This window comes from Microtetraspora glauca, assembly GCF_040656155.1.
In the GTDB taxonomy this organism is placed as follows: Bacteria; Actinomycetota; Actinomycetes; order Streptosporangiales; family Streptosporangiaceae; genus Microtetraspora; species Microtetraspora glauca.
In genome coordinates, this window is the sequence record NZ_JBFALK010000003.1 from 23,712 (window position 1) to 38,830 (window position 15,119).

General features: G+C 69.3%; 14 protein-coding genes. 6 read left to right on the forward strand and 8 right to left on the reverse strand.

Annotated features, from left to right (window positions below; translation table 11 throughout):
• Nucleotides 1–51 precede the first annotated feature (51 nt).
• Together AB0I59_RS06330 and AB0I59_RS06335 are read right to left on the reverse strand one after the other, a co-directional pair.
• Nucleotides 52–930 (reverse strand): carbohydrate kinase family protein, encoded by an 879-nt coding sequence (locus AB0I59_RS06330; RefSeq protein WP_358130685.1) that lies wholly within the window; start codon nucleotides 928–930, stop codon nucleotides 52–54.
• A gap of 5 nt (nucleotides 931–935) precedes the next feature.
• Nucleotides 936–1,868 (reverse strand): pseudouridine-5'-phosphate glycosidase, encoded by a 933-nt coding sequence (locus tag AB0I59_RS06335; RefSeq protein ID WP_061252605.1) that lies wholly within the window; start codon nucleotides 1,866–1,868, stop codon nucleotides 936–938.
• A 119-nt stretch (nucleotides 1,869–1,987) separates the two neighbouring features.
• On the opposite strand from AB0I59_RS06335, the gene AB0I59_RS06340 reads away from it, so the two are divergent.
• The 5 genes from AB0I59_RS06340 to AB0I59_RS06360 all read left to right on the forward strand — a co-directional run bounded on the left by AB0I59_RS06340 (nucleotide 1,988) and on the right by AB0I59_RS06360 (nucleotide 7,255).
• Complete coding sequence (locus AB0I59_RS06340) at nucleotides 1,988–2,890, forward strand: LysR family transcriptional regulator (RefSeq protein ID WP_061252604.1); 903 nt, start codon at nucleotides 1,988–1,990, stop codon at nucleotides 2,888–2,890.
• Between the two features lie 81 nt (nucleotides 2,891–2,971).
• Nucleotides 2,972–3,934 (forward strand): M55 family metallopeptidase, encoded by a 963-nt coding sequence (locus AB0I59_RS06345; RefSeq protein ID WP_358130689.1) that lies wholly within the window; start codon nucleotides 2,972–2,974, stop codon nucleotides 3,932–3,934.
• Nucleotides 3,935–4,097: 163 nt separating this feature from the next.
• The gene (locus AB0I59_RS06350) at nucleotides 4,098–5,210 is read left to right on the forward strand and encodes an ABC transporter substrate-binding protein (RefSeq protein WP_358130692.1); all 1,113 of its coding nucleotides are present in this window, start codon (nucleotides 4,098–4,100) and stop codon (nucleotides 5,208–5,210) included.
• A gap of 391 nt (nucleotides 5,211–5,601) precedes the next feature.
• Nucleotides 5,602–5,742, forward strand: coding sequence for a hypothetical protein (locus AB0I59_RS06355; RefSeq protein ID WP_358130695.1), 141 nt, complete (start codon nucleotides 5,602–5,604; stop codon nucleotides 5,740–5,742).
• Between the two features lie 274 nt (nucleotides 5,743–6,016).
• Nucleotides 6,017–7,255: an MFS transporter gene (locus AB0I59_RS06360; RefSeq protein ID WP_061252601.1), complete on the forward strand. Its 1,239-nt coding sequence runs from the start codon at nucleotides 6,017–6,019 to the stop codon at nucleotides 7,253–7,255.
• Nucleotides 7,256–7,274: 19 nt separating this feature from the next.
• On the opposite strand, the gene AB0I59_RS06365 is transcribed toward AB0I59_RS06360, so the two are convergent.
• Nucleotides 7,275–7,865 carry a TetR/AcrR family transcriptional regulator gene (locus tag AB0I59_RS06365; RefSeq protein WP_061252600.1) on the reverse strand — a complete coding sequence of 197 codons (591 nt, stop codon included), beginning with the start codon at nucleotides 7,863–7,865 and terminating at the stop codon, nucleotides 7,275–7,277.
• A 188-nt stretch (nucleotides 7,866–8,053) separates the two neighbouring features.
• Between AB0I59_RS06365 and AB0I59_RS06370 the strand changes: the two genes are divergently transcribed.
• Nucleotides 8,054–10,447 carry a beta-glucosidase family protein gene (locus AB0I59_RS06370; RefSeq protein WP_358130698.1) on the forward strand — a complete coding sequence of 798 codons (2,394 nt, stop codon included), beginning with the start codon at nucleotides 8,054–8,056 and terminating at the stop codon, nucleotides 10,445–10,447.
• Nucleotides 10,448–10,615: 168 nt separating this feature from the next.
• Here AB0I59_RS06370 and AB0I59_RS06375 read toward each other — a convergent pair whose 3' ends face one another.
• From AB0I59_RS06375 to AB0I59_RS06395, 5 genes are read right to left on the reverse strand one after another with little or no spacing between them, the layout of a single operon-like run.
• On the reverse strand, nucleotides 10,616–12,067 hold the full coding sequence (locus tag AB0I59_RS06375; RefSeq protein WP_061252598.1) for an aldehyde dehydrogenase family protein: 1,452 nt from the start codon (nucleotides 12,065–12,067) through the stop codon (nucleotides 10,616–10,618).
• On the reverse strand, nucleotides 12,064–12,732 hold the full coding sequence (locus AB0I59_RS06380) for an HD domain-containing protein (RefSeq protein ID WP_061252597.1): 669 nt from the start codon (nucleotides 12,730–12,732) through the stop codon (nucleotides 12,064–12,066). The genes AB0I59_RS06375 and AB0I59_RS06380 overlap by 4 nt, the downstream gene beginning before the upstream one ends.
• Nucleotides 12,729–14,006: an NAD(P)/FAD-dependent oxidoreductase gene (locus AB0I59_RS06385; RefSeq protein ID WP_061252596.1), complete on the reverse strand. Its 1,278-nt coding sequence runs from the start codon at nucleotides 14,004–14,006 to the stop codon at nucleotides 12,729–12,731. The genes AB0I59_RS06380 and AB0I59_RS06385 overlap by 4 nt, the downstream gene beginning before the upstream one ends.
• A gap of 1 nt (nucleotide 14,007) precedes the next feature.
• Nucleotides 14,008–14,328, reverse strand: a complete 321-nt coding sequence (locus AB0I59_RS06390) for a 2Fe-2S iron-sulfur cluster-binding protein (protein ID WP_061252595.1) — start codon at nucleotides 14,326–14,328, stop codon at nucleotides 14,008–14,010.
• Nucleotides 14,329–14,347: 19 nt separating this feature from the next.
• Entirely contained in the window at nucleotides 14,348–15,115 is a 768-nt protein-coding gene (locus AB0I59_RS06395; RefSeq protein WP_358130704.1) for an SDR family NAD(P)-dependent oxidoreductase, read from the reverse strand.
• Nucleotides 15,116–15,119: the final 4 nt, after the last annotated feature.

Consider the following 15,119-nt stretch of genomic DNA (forward strand, 5'->3'; position numbering starts at 1 on the left):
TGAAGAGCGTCGAGTTCGAACCGGGGCAACCTCAGCGCGGTCGCAGTCGGGTCAGCCGCCGGTCGCGGAGGCTCCCGGTGAGGACAAGACCCGAGCGGCCGACGCGTGCCCTCGCACCGCGGCTTCACGAAGATCCCGAGACCGAAGGTACCCGCTCAGGAAACCTGCGGCGAACGCGTCCCCCGCCCCTGTCAGGTCGCGAACGTTCCCGACCGCGGGGACCTCCACCTCACATCTGGGCCGATCAGGGGCATCGATGATCGTCGCCTGAGAGCCCGACTTCGTCACGACCGTCGTCAGGGGAAGGCGCTGCCGCTCCGTTCCGGTCGTCACGTCACCGAGCAGTCCGAGAAAGGTGGACTCGTCCTTGTTCGCCAGGAGGAAGTCCGGTGCGAGCTCCGCCATGAGGTTCAGGAACCGGTCGCGGCCGAACCGCGAGAGCATGCCCGTGGAGGACGCGTCGACGGAGACGAGGCCGCCGGCGCCTTTCACGCGCCGGATCGCGTCGATCGCCGCGCTCCCCGCCGGCTCCCCGTTGAACGAGTACGCGGGGACGTGGAGAAGCGAAAGCCCGGACAGCCACTCGTCCGGCACCACGTCCAGAAGGGTCGACGCCCCCCGATTGGGAAACATGGTCCGCTCGCCGTCGCCGTCGATCAGAACGACGACGGTGCCCGTTTCGCCGCGCCGGACCACGCGCACGTCCACGCCGTCGTTCGCGAGGTCAAGGACCACCCGCTCTCCGACGGGATCGTCGCCGACGCAGCCGATGAAGCGCGTCGGCCATGCCCTCGTGGCGAAGCTCGCGACGTTCGCGGCACTCCCCCCTCTGCGGCGGAAGACCCTCGCCTCGGTGTCGGTGCCATGGCGAACGGGCCCCTCAAGCCAGACGATGACGTCTTCGACGAGATCGCCGATCACTCCGAGCATGATCGTTAAGCCTGGTCCCGGTCAGACTCGGCGGACAGCGCCGTCGCCACCTTCGCGGCGAGAGCGGCATTGCCGCGGTAGACGTCCACGTTGACCTCCAGGCTCCGCCCGCCCGTGTCCCGCTGGATGAAATCGAGCAGGAACGGCGTCGCGGCGTTGCCGCCGATCCCCTGCCGATCGGCCTCCGCCCACGCCCGGCGCAGCACGTCGTCGAGTACGTCCGGCGGCAGTTGCCGCGACTCCTCGACGGGATTGGCGAGCAGGACCGCCTGCCGCAGCCCCAGCGCGTCGCGCGAGGAGATGATCTTCGCGGCCTCCTCGGGAGAGTTCACCGAGTAGTGCAACTCATATCCGGAATCGGAAACGTAGAAGCCGGGGTAGCGGCGGGTCCCGTACCCGATGACGGGGATGTTCAACGTCTCGAACCGCTCCAGGGTCGCCCCGATGTCGAGGATCGACTTCACGCCCGCGCTGATGATCGTGATAGGTGTCCCGGCGAGGGTGGTCAGGTCCGCCGACTCGTCGAACGTCTCGGAGGCTCCGCGGTGGACGCCGCCGAGCCCGCCGGTCGCGAAGACTCGCACGCCGGCCCGGTTCGCGAGGTACGCGGTCGCGGCGACGGTCGTTCCTCCGTGCCGCCCGAGCGCGGCGACCACCGGCAGGTCCCGCAGGCTCGCCTTGTCGATGTCGTCGGTGTCCGACAGCACCGCTATCTGCTCGGCGGTCAACCCGACCGTGGGAACGCCGTCGTAGACGCCGATCGTCGCGGGGACCGCTCCCGCCGCCCGAATGAGCTCTTCCGCTTCGAGGGCGACCGCCAGGTTCCTGGGCCGCGGAAGGCCGTGGGTGAAGATCGTGGATTCGAGCGCGACGACGGGCGCGCCGGTTTCCACCGCGCGCGCGACGTCGCCGGAGACGTGGATCGCAGGACGTGACATACGTTCAGAACCTTCTTCGAGTCGCCCGCGGAGCGTGGCGGGAGCACGTGCCTCACAGGCTAGGAAGGCCCACGGTCAAGAACCAGAATGAAAAATGCGATCTGCGATAGCTTCACGCTATGAAGTTCACCCTCAGGCAGGTCGAGGTCTTCCTCGCCGTCGCCGAGTGCCTCCACTTCGGCCGCGCCGCGGAGAAGCTGCACATCTCGCAGCCCACGGTGAGCCAGGAGGTCGCCCGCCTGGAGCGGTCCGTCGGGCTCGCCCTCCTCGACCGCAGCCGCCGCACGGTCACCCTGACGCCGGCGGGCACGGTCATGGCGTCCGAGGGCCGGCTGCTGCTCGACCAGGCGGGCTCCCTCATCGGGAAGGTCCTGCTCCATGAGGAATCGAGGATGAACACCGCTCGCCTCGTGGCGTCCCCGAGCATCGTGAACCGCCTGCTCCCCGCCGTCCTGAGCCAGGCGGAGATCGACCTTCCAACCCTGAAGATCGAGGACGTGGCCGTCGAGACCGGCGCCGTCTCGTCGGCTCTCGCGGCCGAGCTCGCGGACATCGGCCTGGGGCGGTTCCTCGACGACATGCCCGGCTTCAAGAAGGAGACGATCGCCGACGAGCCGGTCTTCGTCGCGGTCAGCCGCGACCATCCGGCGGTCAGGCTGCCGGGCATCGCGCTTCGCGACCTCGCGGACGTCCCCCTGCTCCTGTGGCCGAGAGAGCAGCATCCGAGGTACTACGACTTCGTCCTCGCGATGTGCGCCGACCGGGGGCTCGAACCGCACGTGATCGTGAGCCCGCCCAGGATCGTCGGCTCCCGCCTCTACCTGCTGTCACAGGGCCGGGCGTTCTCCCTCGTGCCCGGCTCGACGACCGGTCATCTTTCCGGGGACGTCGTCGCGGTCCCCCTTCAGGAGCCGGCGGCCCTTCCCCTTGAGATGCAGTGGCGGTCGGACGACCGGCGAACAACACTCCTCGCGCTGCGCGAACTCGTCCGCGGAAAGGCGGCGGAGCTGGAAGACCGTTGACGCCTCCGGCCGTTCACCAACGCGCCATAGCGCACAAGGCTGGCCCGGGTGCGCTGATGCCGGTCGGCCCCGACCCCTGCCATGTCCATCCTGACCAGCGCCATCAGCCTGACCTCGGCACGGCATGACCTGCCCCGGCCTGAGGCTGTCCGCCCGTCAATCGCCGCGACCAGCGCGCCGCACCTCCTGCTTGCCGAAGCGCGTAAGGTTCGGGGTGTGAAAGTGCTGATCTCTGTTGACATGGAGGGCATCTCGGGGATCGTGCATTCCACCGAGACGAATCCGGGGCGGCACGATTACGAGCGCGGTCGGGCCTTGATGACGGCCGAGGCGAACGCCGTGATCGCCGGCGTGCTGGATGCCGAACCCACTGCGGTGGTGTGGGTCGCCGACGCTCACGGGCCTTTCCGCAACATATTGCCGGAGGAACTTGACCGGCGGGCACACCTGGTTCGTGGCAAGCCGCGCCCGCTGGGCATGCTGGGCGGGCTCGACGAGCACACCGATGCGGTTCTGTTCGTCGGCTACCACGCCCGAGCCGGTGGGGGGCCGGCCGTGCTGGCACACACCATGAGCGATGACATCCTCGATGTGCGTGTGGCCGGACGTTCCCTGGGCGAGATCGGTCTCAACGCCGCCATGGCCGGCCATCTGGGCGTGCCGGTCGTGCTGCTCAGCGGCGATGACACCGCCTGCGCCGAACTACGTGATCTGGTTCCCTCGGCCTTCACTGTCGCGGTCAAACAAGCCCTCGGGCAGGCGGGCGCCATCACCCTGCACCCTGAGGAAGCCCGGGAGCGGTTGCGCCAGGCGGCCGCCGACGCAATCACGCGGCGCGCACTGGTTTCGCCTCTGACCATTGCCGGGCCGCTTGAGGTCGAAGTCGATCTTCACAGCCCGGTCACGGTTGATCTGGCGACACTCGTGCCGGGTGTTTCACGTGCTGAAGGCGGCCGTACGATCACGTTCACCGCCGCCGACTTCAACGACGCTTACCGGCTGGTCATGCTGCTCGTGCAACTCGCCACCATAAGACCCAGCTAGGGTCTGTCGCGAAAGTGGATCAAGATCGTAGATGATCACGTTCCAAGGGACGTGGTGATCTGACGAACGGCCGGTGGGAACGACTGGGGCCGTCGCTGCCGGTGGGCGATACTCTACGATCCGGCCAACTGCCACCGAATCATCACACGAGAGACGCCAACGCATGAATACGCCGCCATCGCCACCTGGAGCGGAGCGGACTGACGGATCATCCGTCCGGATCGGCGTTCTCGTTCCGCTGACTCGGCCTGGCTGGGTCGAGGCAGGCCGACACTTGCTCGCCGGACTCGAGCTGGCCGTTCGCGAAGTCAATGACTCCGGCGGAATCGTCGGAAGACCACTCGAACTGGTGGTCCGAGACACCGCGGCTGATCCACAGAGGGCCGCGGCGGCCGTAGATGAATTGGCTCGCCTGGGCGTGGCTGCCTTGGCTGGGGAGTATCACAGCGTCGTCGCTCGCGCGGCCGCCGCCAGGGCCGACGCCCTCGGCCTGCCGTTCCTCTGCTCGTCAGCGGTTCTCGACGCGCTCACCGAACAGCCGACGGAATGGGTCGCGCGCCTCGCCCCGGCGCAGTCCCACGGCTGGCAGATCTACGCGGACTTCCTCCTCAGCGCGGGCCACAGTCGAGTCGCCGTAGCGGCCGAGCCGAGTGTCTACTGGGCATCTGGCACCCGCATTCTCCGGGACTACCTCGCTCCCCGCGGCGGCACCGTCATCGAACTCGACATGCGCGCGCTCACCCCCACGGCCGTGTGCGACGAACTCCTCGACAATCGCGCGACGGCCCTCCTTCTTCTGGTCGGCCACCCGGAGCCGGCAGTGTCGATCGTCACGTCTGTCCGCCACGACCAGCGCCTCGCCGAGATCATGATCGGCGCTCCGGCCGGGCAACCGGAGTTCACCGAATGGGCGAGGTTGCTGGGCGACGACGGCGCCGCGATCCCGTTCTTGCGCTACCTGCCCGAGCGCCTCAGCCCACTCGGTGCGCGAGTCGAGACGGCCCTCCGCGAGCGGCTGGCAGAAGCGCCCTCCTTCGTCGCCTTCGAGGGCTACGACACGGTCGCCGTGCTCGCCGAGGTGCTGCGTTCTCACGGCGCGGATCGGGCGCGCACTGCCGAATCCTGGCCGCGCGTCGCGGTCGAAGGCACCCGCGGACAGATCCAGTTCTCTCGCACGCCAGGCATCAGCGTTTGGCAATGGGCGTGGACGCCCATCCAAGTCGTCGATCGAGATCCGGCGGAACCCGATCGCTTTCGAATCCTCCACGTCGGCTGAGAGACCACAGAGGTCCGATCGCCCAGATCTGCCCGAACGTGAGGTTGTCTACCTGTCTACGAGTCAGTACCAGGTTCTGTTGCGACCGTGCTGGTCATAGCCACTCATCGATGGCTGCGACCAGCACGGTGGCGTCATAGCGAACGGCGAGCTTGTCGTACCGCGTGGCGCCCGCGCGCCGGCGGCGTGCCGATGAGCGCGCACGAGCGCTACGCCGAGGCGAACAGCGCCGAAGCGGCAGCCGGACGGGGCACGGCGGATCACGGCGGATCACGGCGGATCACGTCCCGACGTGACATGTGTAACGATCCAGCAACAAGATCTACCGAGTACTCGGTCTGATAGCTCATGCTCCTCGTCAGCGATACCCTCGCGAGATTCGGAGCCCCCCATGAAGCCGAACCGCCGACACGCCGCCTTCCTCGCCGCCCTCACCAAGGGCAAGGTCAGCATCACCCCGATCGACGCCGACTGGACGGCCGACCCGGCGACCTACGCCGCGACCTACGCACGCCTCGCCGGTCTGCGCTGACCCGTCCGGGCCCGTCGTGCCGTCACTGGTACGGCCGGCCCGGGCGACCTCGTCCCCCTGAGGCGGCCGATGCCCTCGTCGCCAGAGGCTTCGAAGTGCGGGTCGCGAAGGGCGCCGGGCACACGATCCATCGTCACCTTTTCGAGGACTTCATGGCAGGTCTCGACGGCTGTATCCAGACCTTCCCGGCACGGCCTCCGCACGAGGCGAACCACCGCGCCTCTCCCGTCCTCGGACCGTCGCAACCACTGATGCCGATCAACCCTGGAGCATCATGACCGTCAGGACCACTCCCCAAAGGACGAACCAGACCGGCCTCTTCGGACTCCTGTTCGTCGCCAACACCGCGATGTTCGCGGTCTACTTCGGCGTGGGCGGCCCGCTCGTGCAGAGCGCCGTCGCCCTCGCCGACCCCGTCGACAAGGTCGCCAACGCGGGCATGGTCGCCGGGGTCAGCGCGATCTTCGCGACCGTGTTCAACCCGATCGGCGGCGCGCTCTCCGACCGGACACGCTCGCGCTTCGGCCGCCGGAACCCCTGGCTGCTGGGTGGCGCGCTGGCCGCGTTCGCCGCGCTGTGGCTCCTCGGCACAGCGAGCACCGTCACCCTGATCCTCATCAGCTGGTCCATCGCCCAGGCCATGATGAACCTGTTCCAGGCCGCGCTCACGGCCATCGTCCCGGATCGGGTGCCGAGAGAGCGGCGCGGCATCGCCTCGGCGGTCGCGGGCGTCGCGACCTCGGTCGCCGCCGTCGTCGGCACCCAGGTGGCGGCGAGGTACGCCGGCTCGCTCGCGGGCTTCCTGCTTCTGGGCGGGGGCGTGGTCGCCTCCGCCGTCCTGCTGGTGCTGTTCAGCAGGGACCCCCGCCCCGGGGAGTACGAGATCGTGGTCAAGGAGCGCCGATCGCCCCTGGCCGTGCTGGCGGATTTCTTGTCCGCCCTGGGACATCGCGACTTCATGTGGGTGTTTCTGGGCCGCGCGCTCATGATCCTCAGCTACTTCATGGTGCTGATGTTCCAGCTCTTCATCCTCCAGGACCACATCAGGATGCCGTCGGGCCTGACGCCTGTGGAGGGTGTGGCGGCCCTGACCCTGATCAATGTGATCGCCTCCGTCGTCGCCACCCTGATCGGAGGTCCGCTGGCCGACAAGCTGCAGCGGTACCGGCTGTTCGTGTTCGTCTCCAGCGCGATCTCCGGGCTGGCGCTGCTGATCCCTCTGGTGTCGCCCACCTGGACCGGGATGGCGATCTTCTCGGCGGTCTCCGGAGTGGGCTTCGGTACCTACATGGCCGTCGACACCGCCCTGGCCACCCTCGTCCTGCCCAACCCGGAGAACGCGGCCAGAGACCTGGGCGTGCTCAACATCGCCAACGCCGGACCACAGATGATCGCGCCCTTTGTGGCCGCGACCATCATCGAGCTGAGCGGCTACCCGGCTCTCTTCGCGACCGCCATCGTGGTGGCGGTCGCGGGCGCGCTGACCGTGCTACGCGTCAAAGCCGTCCGCTGAGGGGGACGCGGCGAGGCCGTCACGAGGGACGCGGTGCGCCTTTCAAAAGGGAGAGAAAAGCACGGAACAACCCCGGCATGTCGATCTCGTCGGGGGCGAGCAACCACTGGAGTTGCAGGCCGTCCATCACCGCGAACATCAGCGGCGCCGCCTGCTCGGGCGTGAGGTCGGCGGGCAGCTTGTCGCCGAGTTCGGCTCGGATCACCTCGGCCATCCAGGCACGGGAGGTTCCGTAGCGCTCCTTGAAGAAGTCCCTGGCCGGGTGGTCCTCGATCACGCTCTCCGCGGAGAGCACGGTGAAGGACTGCACGATGCCGCGGCGCTGCGCGTTGTACTCCACCAGGGCGGCCACGGTGTCCAGCGTGATCGCCCCGCCCTCGCCCGGCAGCACGAGCACGTCGAGGTTGCGCTCGTCGCGCAGCCGCAGCACCTCGGCGAGCAGCCGGTCCTTGCTGGGGAAGTAATGCAGCACACCCTGCTGGCTGAGGCCCACCCGTTCGGCGATCGACGCGATCGACGCCCCCGTGTAGCCGCGTTCGGCGAACACGTCGAGCGCGGCCAGCAGGATCTCCTCCCGCCGGCTCTCGCGTGTCCCTCGGCGCCGCACCATGGATCACTCCCTCTCGTCGCGCCGAGCCTAACGCGACCAGCGGACATAACGATTACATATCTTGACCTACCGACCATTCGGTAATCGCAGGCATACTCCGGGGGAAAGCGCATCACAGCGAGATCCGGAGAGATCGGCGTGATCGTGGGCACAGTTCTGGTCACTCACATCAAGGGGGTTCGCTGACCGTGTCGGGAACCGAGCACGACGACATCGTGGAACAGGCGCTGAGCAAACTCGACCTGGACACCAAGGCGCGTATTCTGGCCGGTCAGGACATGTGGAGCCTGCCCGCGGCGCCCGGCGCCGGCCTGGAGTCGATCGTCATGTCGGACGGGCCGATCGGCGTCCGGGGCGCCAGATGGACGGCCGACGACCCCTCCATCGCCCTGCCGAGCCCGACCGCCCTGGCCGCGACCTGGGACGTGGAGCTGGCCCGCCGCGTCGGCAACCTGCTGGCACAGGAGGCCCGCCGCAAGGGCGTGCACGTGCTCCTGGCACCGACCGTCAACCTGCACCGCTCTCCCCTCGGCGGGCGCCACTTCGAGTGCTACTCCGAGGATCCGGTGCTGACCGGCGAAATCGCCGCCGCGTACGTCACCGGAGTCCAGGAGGGCGGGGTCGCCGCCACGGTGAAGCACTTCGTGGCCAACGACTTCGAGACCGAGAGGATGACCGCCAACGTCCTGGTCGGCGAACGCGCCCTGCGCGAGCTCTACCTCGCGCCCTTCGAGGTCGTGGTGAGGAAGGCGGGGCCGTTCGGCGTCATGGCGGCCTACAACCGCGTCAACGGCCCCACCATGACAGAACACGACGAGCTGCAGAACAAGGTCCTGCGCGACGAGTGGGGATTCGACGGCGTGATCGTCTCCGACTGGACGGCCGCCCGCGACACGATCCGCGCTGCGCTCGGAGGACTCGACATCGCCATGCCCGGCCCCGTGACCGTGTACGGCCCGGCGCTCGCGGCGGCCGTACGCGCCGGAGAGCTGGACGAGGAGGTCGTGGACGAGCACGCACGCCGGGTGCTCACCCTGGCCCACCGGGTGGGCGCCCTGGAGGACGCGCGCCGCGCCGACCCCCTGCCGGCCGTCGACGGCGAGACGCTGGCCCGTGAGGTGGCGGCGGCGTCGTTCACGCTGGTGCGCAACGACGGCGTGCTGCCGTTCGGCCCGGACACGAGCGTGGCTCTCATCGGAGGAGCGGCCAAGGATGCCCGAGTGATGGGCGGGGGCAGCGCCCAGGTTTTCCCCTCCCATGTCGTGTCGCCGTACAAGGGGTTCGCCTCCGCCGGGGTCCCGATGGCGTACGCCCGCGGGGCCGACCCGAGCGGCCGGTTCAACCCGGCGCGGTTCCCGCTGCGCGCGGTCTGCCGGGCGGAGGACGGGCGGGTGCTCGGTGACTTCGCGCTGTCCGAGGGCGCGATCCAATGGCTCGGCGAGATGCCGGAAGGGGTCCCCTTCGAGAGGCTGCGCAGCGTCGAGATCACCGGGACGTTCACCCCCGAAGTCGGCGGCGTGCACCGGCTCTCGATCGAGGGGGTGGGCCGCTTCCGGCTCGTGGTCGGTGGACGGACCTGCTTCGACGGGGCGATGGTGCCGGAGAGCGACGATCCGGTCGCGTTGTTCATGGCGCCGCCGCACACCGTCGTCGACGTGGAGCTGCCCGCCGGCGAGCCGGTCGACGTCCGCCTCGAACACACGGTGCCCCGGTCCGACCTGCTGTCGTTCCCCTTCGTCGGCGCCACGCTCGGTCACCGGGAGCCGTCGCTCGACCCGGACGAGCTGATCGAGGAGGCCGTACGGACCGCCGCGGCGGCGGACGTCGCCGTGGTCGTCGTGGCCACGACCAAGGAGGTGGAGAGCGAGGGCTTCGACCGCACGTCGCTGAAGCTGCCCGGCCGCCAGGACGAGCTGGTGTCCCGGGTGGCCGCGGCCAATCCGCGGACGGTCGTCGTGGTCAACGCCGGCTCACCCGTGGAGATGCCGTGGCGGGACGAGGTCGCGGCCATCCTGCTCACCTGGTTCCCCGGCCAGGAGGGCGGGCACGCGCTGGCCGACGTGCTGCTCGGCCGTACGGAGCCGGGCGGCCGCCTACCGACCACCTGGCCGAGCGTGCTCGAGGACTGCCCGGTCGTCGACGTCACCCCCGTCGACGGTGTGCTGCGGTACGAGGAGGGCGTCTTCGTCGGCTACCGCGCCTGGGAGCGGTCCGGCAGGGCTCCCGCCTTCGGATTCGGAACCGGCCTCGGATACACGACCTGGCACTACGCGTCCGCCGAGTACGCCGACGCGACGCTCACCGTCCGGGTGCGGAACACCGGCGACCGTCCCGGCCGCGAGGTGGTGCAGGTCTACCTGGCGCCCGCGACGCCCGACGAGTCCCGGCCCTCCCGCTGGCTGGTCGGGTTCGCCGTGGCCGAGGCCGGCCCTGGCGAGACCGCCGAGGTGTCCGTGGAGATCCCGCGCCGCGCGGCCGAGGTCTGGAGCGAGAACGGATGGCGCCTGCTCTCCGGGGACTACGTGCTCCAAACCGGGCATTCGCTCGACGACATCCGCCTCACCACCGCCCTGACCCTGTAGGAGAGCGCGTCACTCACGCACGGGAGACTCCCAGCGGCTCACACGCCCGTTTGACGTTGCGCCGCCCTGCTTCTCCGTCTCGATGAACGGATGCACGTTCGCCGGGTCCTTCTTCGCAAGCCCGGCCGCCGTGCTCGCATCCGCGTACAAGTCGATCTCCGGGACCGTTCAGGCGGATGCCCGGCGGTGGATCGACTTGTACGCGATGTACTGCTCCAATCCCTCGACGCCGTACTCGACACCGAGGCCGGAGTCGTGGCGCCCGCCGAACGGCGCCGCGTGGTTGGAGGCGAAGAAGTTGATGCCCACCGATCCGCTGTCGATGCGCTCGGCGACGGCCTGCGCCTTGCACGGGTTCGAGGAGAACACGATGCCGCCCAAGCCGAAGCCGGTCGCGTTCGCGATGCCGATCGCCTCGTCGATGTCGACGTATCGCTGCACGGTGACCACGGGGCCGAAGATCTCCTCGCGGGCCACGCGCATCCGCGGTGTGACATCGGCGAGCACGGTGGGCTCGATGAAGAAGCCGGGGCGATCAGTGCGGGCATGTCCCCCGGTGGTGACGCGTGCCCCTTCGGCGCGAGCCGAATCGATGAACTCGGACACGATCTCGAACTGGCGGCGCGTGGCGACCGGCCCGAAGATCGTGTCCGGGTCGAACGGGTCGCCCTGAGGTGCGGCGGCGATCGTGCGGGTCACGCGGTCGACGATCTCGTCGTACCGCGTATCCGGTGCCAGGATCCGGGTCGAGATGTAGCAGGTCTGGCCGGTGTTGCGCATGCAGGAGCGAATGAGCACCCGCGAAAAGTGGTCGAGGTCGGCATCGTCGAGGACGATCGCCGCGGACTTGCCACCGAGTTCCAGCGTGACCGGCCTGAGCAGTTCTCCGCAGGCGGCCGCGATGCGCCGGCCGACGCCTGTCGATCCGGTGAACGCCACCTTGTCGACGCCTGGATGCCGCACGAGGGCATCGCCGGTCAGCCCTGTCCCTGTTACCAGGTTGACGATTCCGGGGGGCACGCCGGCATCGGCTGTCGCCTCGACGACGAACCGGATCGACAGTGGCGTGGCCTCGGCGGGCTTGATGATGGTCGCGCAACCGGCCAGCAGCGCGGGCGCGAGCTTGATCGCGACGAGGTTGATCGGGAAGTTCCAGGGTGCGATGAGCGCGCAGACACCGATCGCGTCTCGGCGTACCAGCGTCTCTCCGACGCCGGACGGAAAGGGGCGGATGTCCTCGCGCTCCAACTCTGGAGCGAGCGAAGCGACGTAGCGGAAGATGGATGCGGCGTTGGCGGCGGCTTCGCCGGTCTCGGAGATGGGCGAGCCGTTCTCGCGCGTGTTGGTGATCGCGATGGGTTCGGCGCGCTTCTCGATCTCGTCGGCGATCCGCCGCAGCACCTCCGCTCTTTCGCTCGGGCGGAGCCCTGGCCACGGCCCGGTGTCGAAGGCACGGCGCGCCGCGGCGACCGCGGCGTCGAGGTCGTCCGGGGTAGCCGCAGGGACGCTGCCCCACGTCTCCTCCGTCGCAGGGTCGACGATCTCGATGCGCTCCGAACCTGTGGACGGCACCCATGCCCCATCGACGAAGTGGTCGTCCACATGCGCCCAGGGCATCATCGCAGCACGTCCGTCTTCAACAGGGCTTCGGAGCGTGCCAGTGAGGCCAGGGCCATCTCGATGGCCGCCTGTGTGAGCAACTCGGGCACGATCTCAGCGCGCAGCCGGTCGCAGTAGGTCGCCGGGTCCATCGAGAACCACCCCGAGGCGAGCGCGATGCCGACATGGTCGAATCGCCACAGACGGTCGGCGTCCCGCACCAGCGCGTCTTCCAGCGAATACGCTTCGGCTCTCGTGTCGTGACCGTCGATGATCGCGGCGACTCGCTCGATGAAGGCGTCGTCGTATCCCAGCGGCGGCAGCACCTCACGGGCGATCTCGCACCCTTGCTTCTCGTGCTCGTACCGGATGGCGGCCTTGCGCCAGTCGCCGGTGAAACCTTCGGCGATGATGCGTGACTCGTCGACCCGCCCCCAGCCGACGTCGTGCAGCAGGATCGCCACCCTGACGAGTAGCGCGTCCGCCTCGGGATGGGCGTCGCAGAGCCGCTCGGCGTACGCGAGGGACACGGGCAGGTGGATGTCGTTGGACCGTACGCGGGTCTCCGGCACGACCGCCGACCAGATCGCGTCCAGGTCGGAACCGCGTGCCGGGGTGAGTGCGATCGGCGAGGTGTCGACCGGCCCGCCGGCCGGAACCGGGGCCGCGGGGAGGGGCGTTGTCATGATGACGGGTTCCCTTCGTCGGGAGCGGTGGCTTCGGCGAGCAGTGACTTCAACGGCGCGCCCGGGTCGGCGACGGCGTCGGGAGGCAGCGACACTCCCCTGCTGAGCGCCTGTTTGACGGCCATGAAGTCGAGTGGAACGTTGACGCAGTCCGCGGCGATCAGGCGGTCACCGCGGTAGTACAGGACCGAGTGCTTGAGCGGGTCGGCGGGGCTGCGGACGACGGAGCGGTCGTAGCCGGATGAAAGGCCCGCGATCTGCAGTTTGAGGTCGCCTTGGTTCGACCAGAACCACGGGATGCCCGCGTACTCCTCCTGCCGGCCCACCAGGGCATGGGCCGCGACCTTGGCGTGCTCGATGGCGTGATTGACGCTCTCGAAGCGGACGCGCCCGCCCGCGGGCGAGCCGGGTACGGGGTTGGGGAGGTTGGCGCAGTCACCGACGGCGAGTGTCGTGCCGTCGGAGGCGACGGCATGGCGATCGACGACGATGCCGTCGTCGCATCGCAGCCCCATCGCCTCGGCGAGTTCGGTGTTCGGGATGACACCGACGCCGACGAGGACGATGTCGGCCGCGATCTCCTCACCACCGACGCGGACGGCGCGTACCTTGCCGTCGTGGCCGACGATCTCGTCCACGGCACTGCCGAGCCGGATGTCGATGCCGGCTCGACGATGGTGGTCGAGGATGAACCGCGAGGTCTCGGCGCCGACGGCACGCGCCACCAGCCGATCGGCGAACTCCAGGAGCGTGACCCGCTTGCCGAGGCTGTGCAGGCTGGCGGCGGCCTCGATGCCGATGAACCCTCCGCCGATGACGACCACGCGGCCCGCTCCCGGCGTGCGGGCCTTGAGATCGAGCGCGTCGTCGGCGTTGCGCAGGTAGAGCACCCCGTCCAGGTCGGCGCCGGGAACCTCGAGCCGCCGGGCTCGTGCCCCGACGGTCAACGCGAGCCGGTCGAACGGGAACGCGCGCCCACTGGCCGACCATGCGGTGCCCGTACCGTCCGGTGTGACATCGATCTTGTCGACGCGTTCACCCTTGACGACGGTGATGCGATGCTCGTCCCAGAATTCCTGGCTGCGGAAGATCAGAGATTCCTTGGTGATCTTGTCTTGGAGGAAATCCTTGGACAGAGGGGGGCGCTGGTAGGGACGGTGATTCTCGTCTCCCAGCAGGGTCACCGGCGCGGCATACCCCAGCGCCCGCGACGACACCGCCAGCTGGACCCCCGCCTGGGAGGAGCCGATGATCAACAGGCCGTTCTCGCCCATGTCAGACCTGTGTCTCGGGCAGCGTGACGCCCAGGTCCATGCCCTCGGTGACCCGGATCTGGCACGACAGCCGCGATGTGCCGGCGCGGTCGACGGCCGTGCCCCACAGCATCTCGTCCTCCATCTCCTCCATCGGCGGGAGGGAGGCGAAGTCGTGCTCGTCGACGATGACATGGCAGGTCGCGCACGACAGCGACCCACCGCACTCGGCGACGATGCCGCCGATGCCGTTGCGTACGGCGGTCTCCATCACCGAGTCGCCGATGTTGGCCTCGATGGTTCGCGTGTCGCCGTCGGCGGCGGCGAAGGTGATCTTCGGCATGCTGCTCCTGGTGGTGGTCTCAGATGAACTGGCGGCCGCCGTCGACGACCACGGTCTGTCCGCTGACGTAGGCGGCGCCGGGTCCGGCGAGGAAGAGCGCGGCGCCGACGACGTCGTCCGGCTGGCCGGCGCGTCGCAACGCTCCCCGGTCGACGCCGTAGGACTCGGCGTTCTCCATGAGCCCGTAGCTGGCCTCGGTGAGCGTGAAGCCGGGGGCGATCGCGTTGACGGTGATCGAGCGGCGGCCGAGCTCCTTGGCCATGACCCGGGTCATGGCGATGACCGCGCCCTTGGAGGCGACGTAGTGGGCCCACTGCTCCGAACCGGAGTAGACGGTGGCCGAGGACAGGTTGACGATCCGGCCGCCCTCGGGCAGGTACGGGCTGGCCGCCCGCACGACCAGCCACGGTCCCTTGACGTTGACCGCCATCACCCGGTCCCACTCGGCGGGATCGATCTGCTCCAGAGGTGAGCGGCTCACGGTGGCGTACAACGCGGCGTTGTTGACGAGCACGTCGATCTGCCCGCCGCCGAAGTCCGCCACCGCGGCGGCGAGCGCTTCGGTGGAGTCGACGGAGGTCACGTCGACGTGTCCGTGCCAGGCGGCGGCGCCCGCTTCCTTGACGAGCCGGGCGGTCTCCTCGGCTCCGGCGGCGTCGATGTCGGCGACCGCGACGGCATATCCGTGGGCGGCGAAGCCCAGGGCGAAGGCGCGGCCGAGGCCGCCGGCCGCTCCCGTGACGAGTACGGTGCGGCCGGCGCCTGTGGCGTCCGGGATGGTCGGCACGATC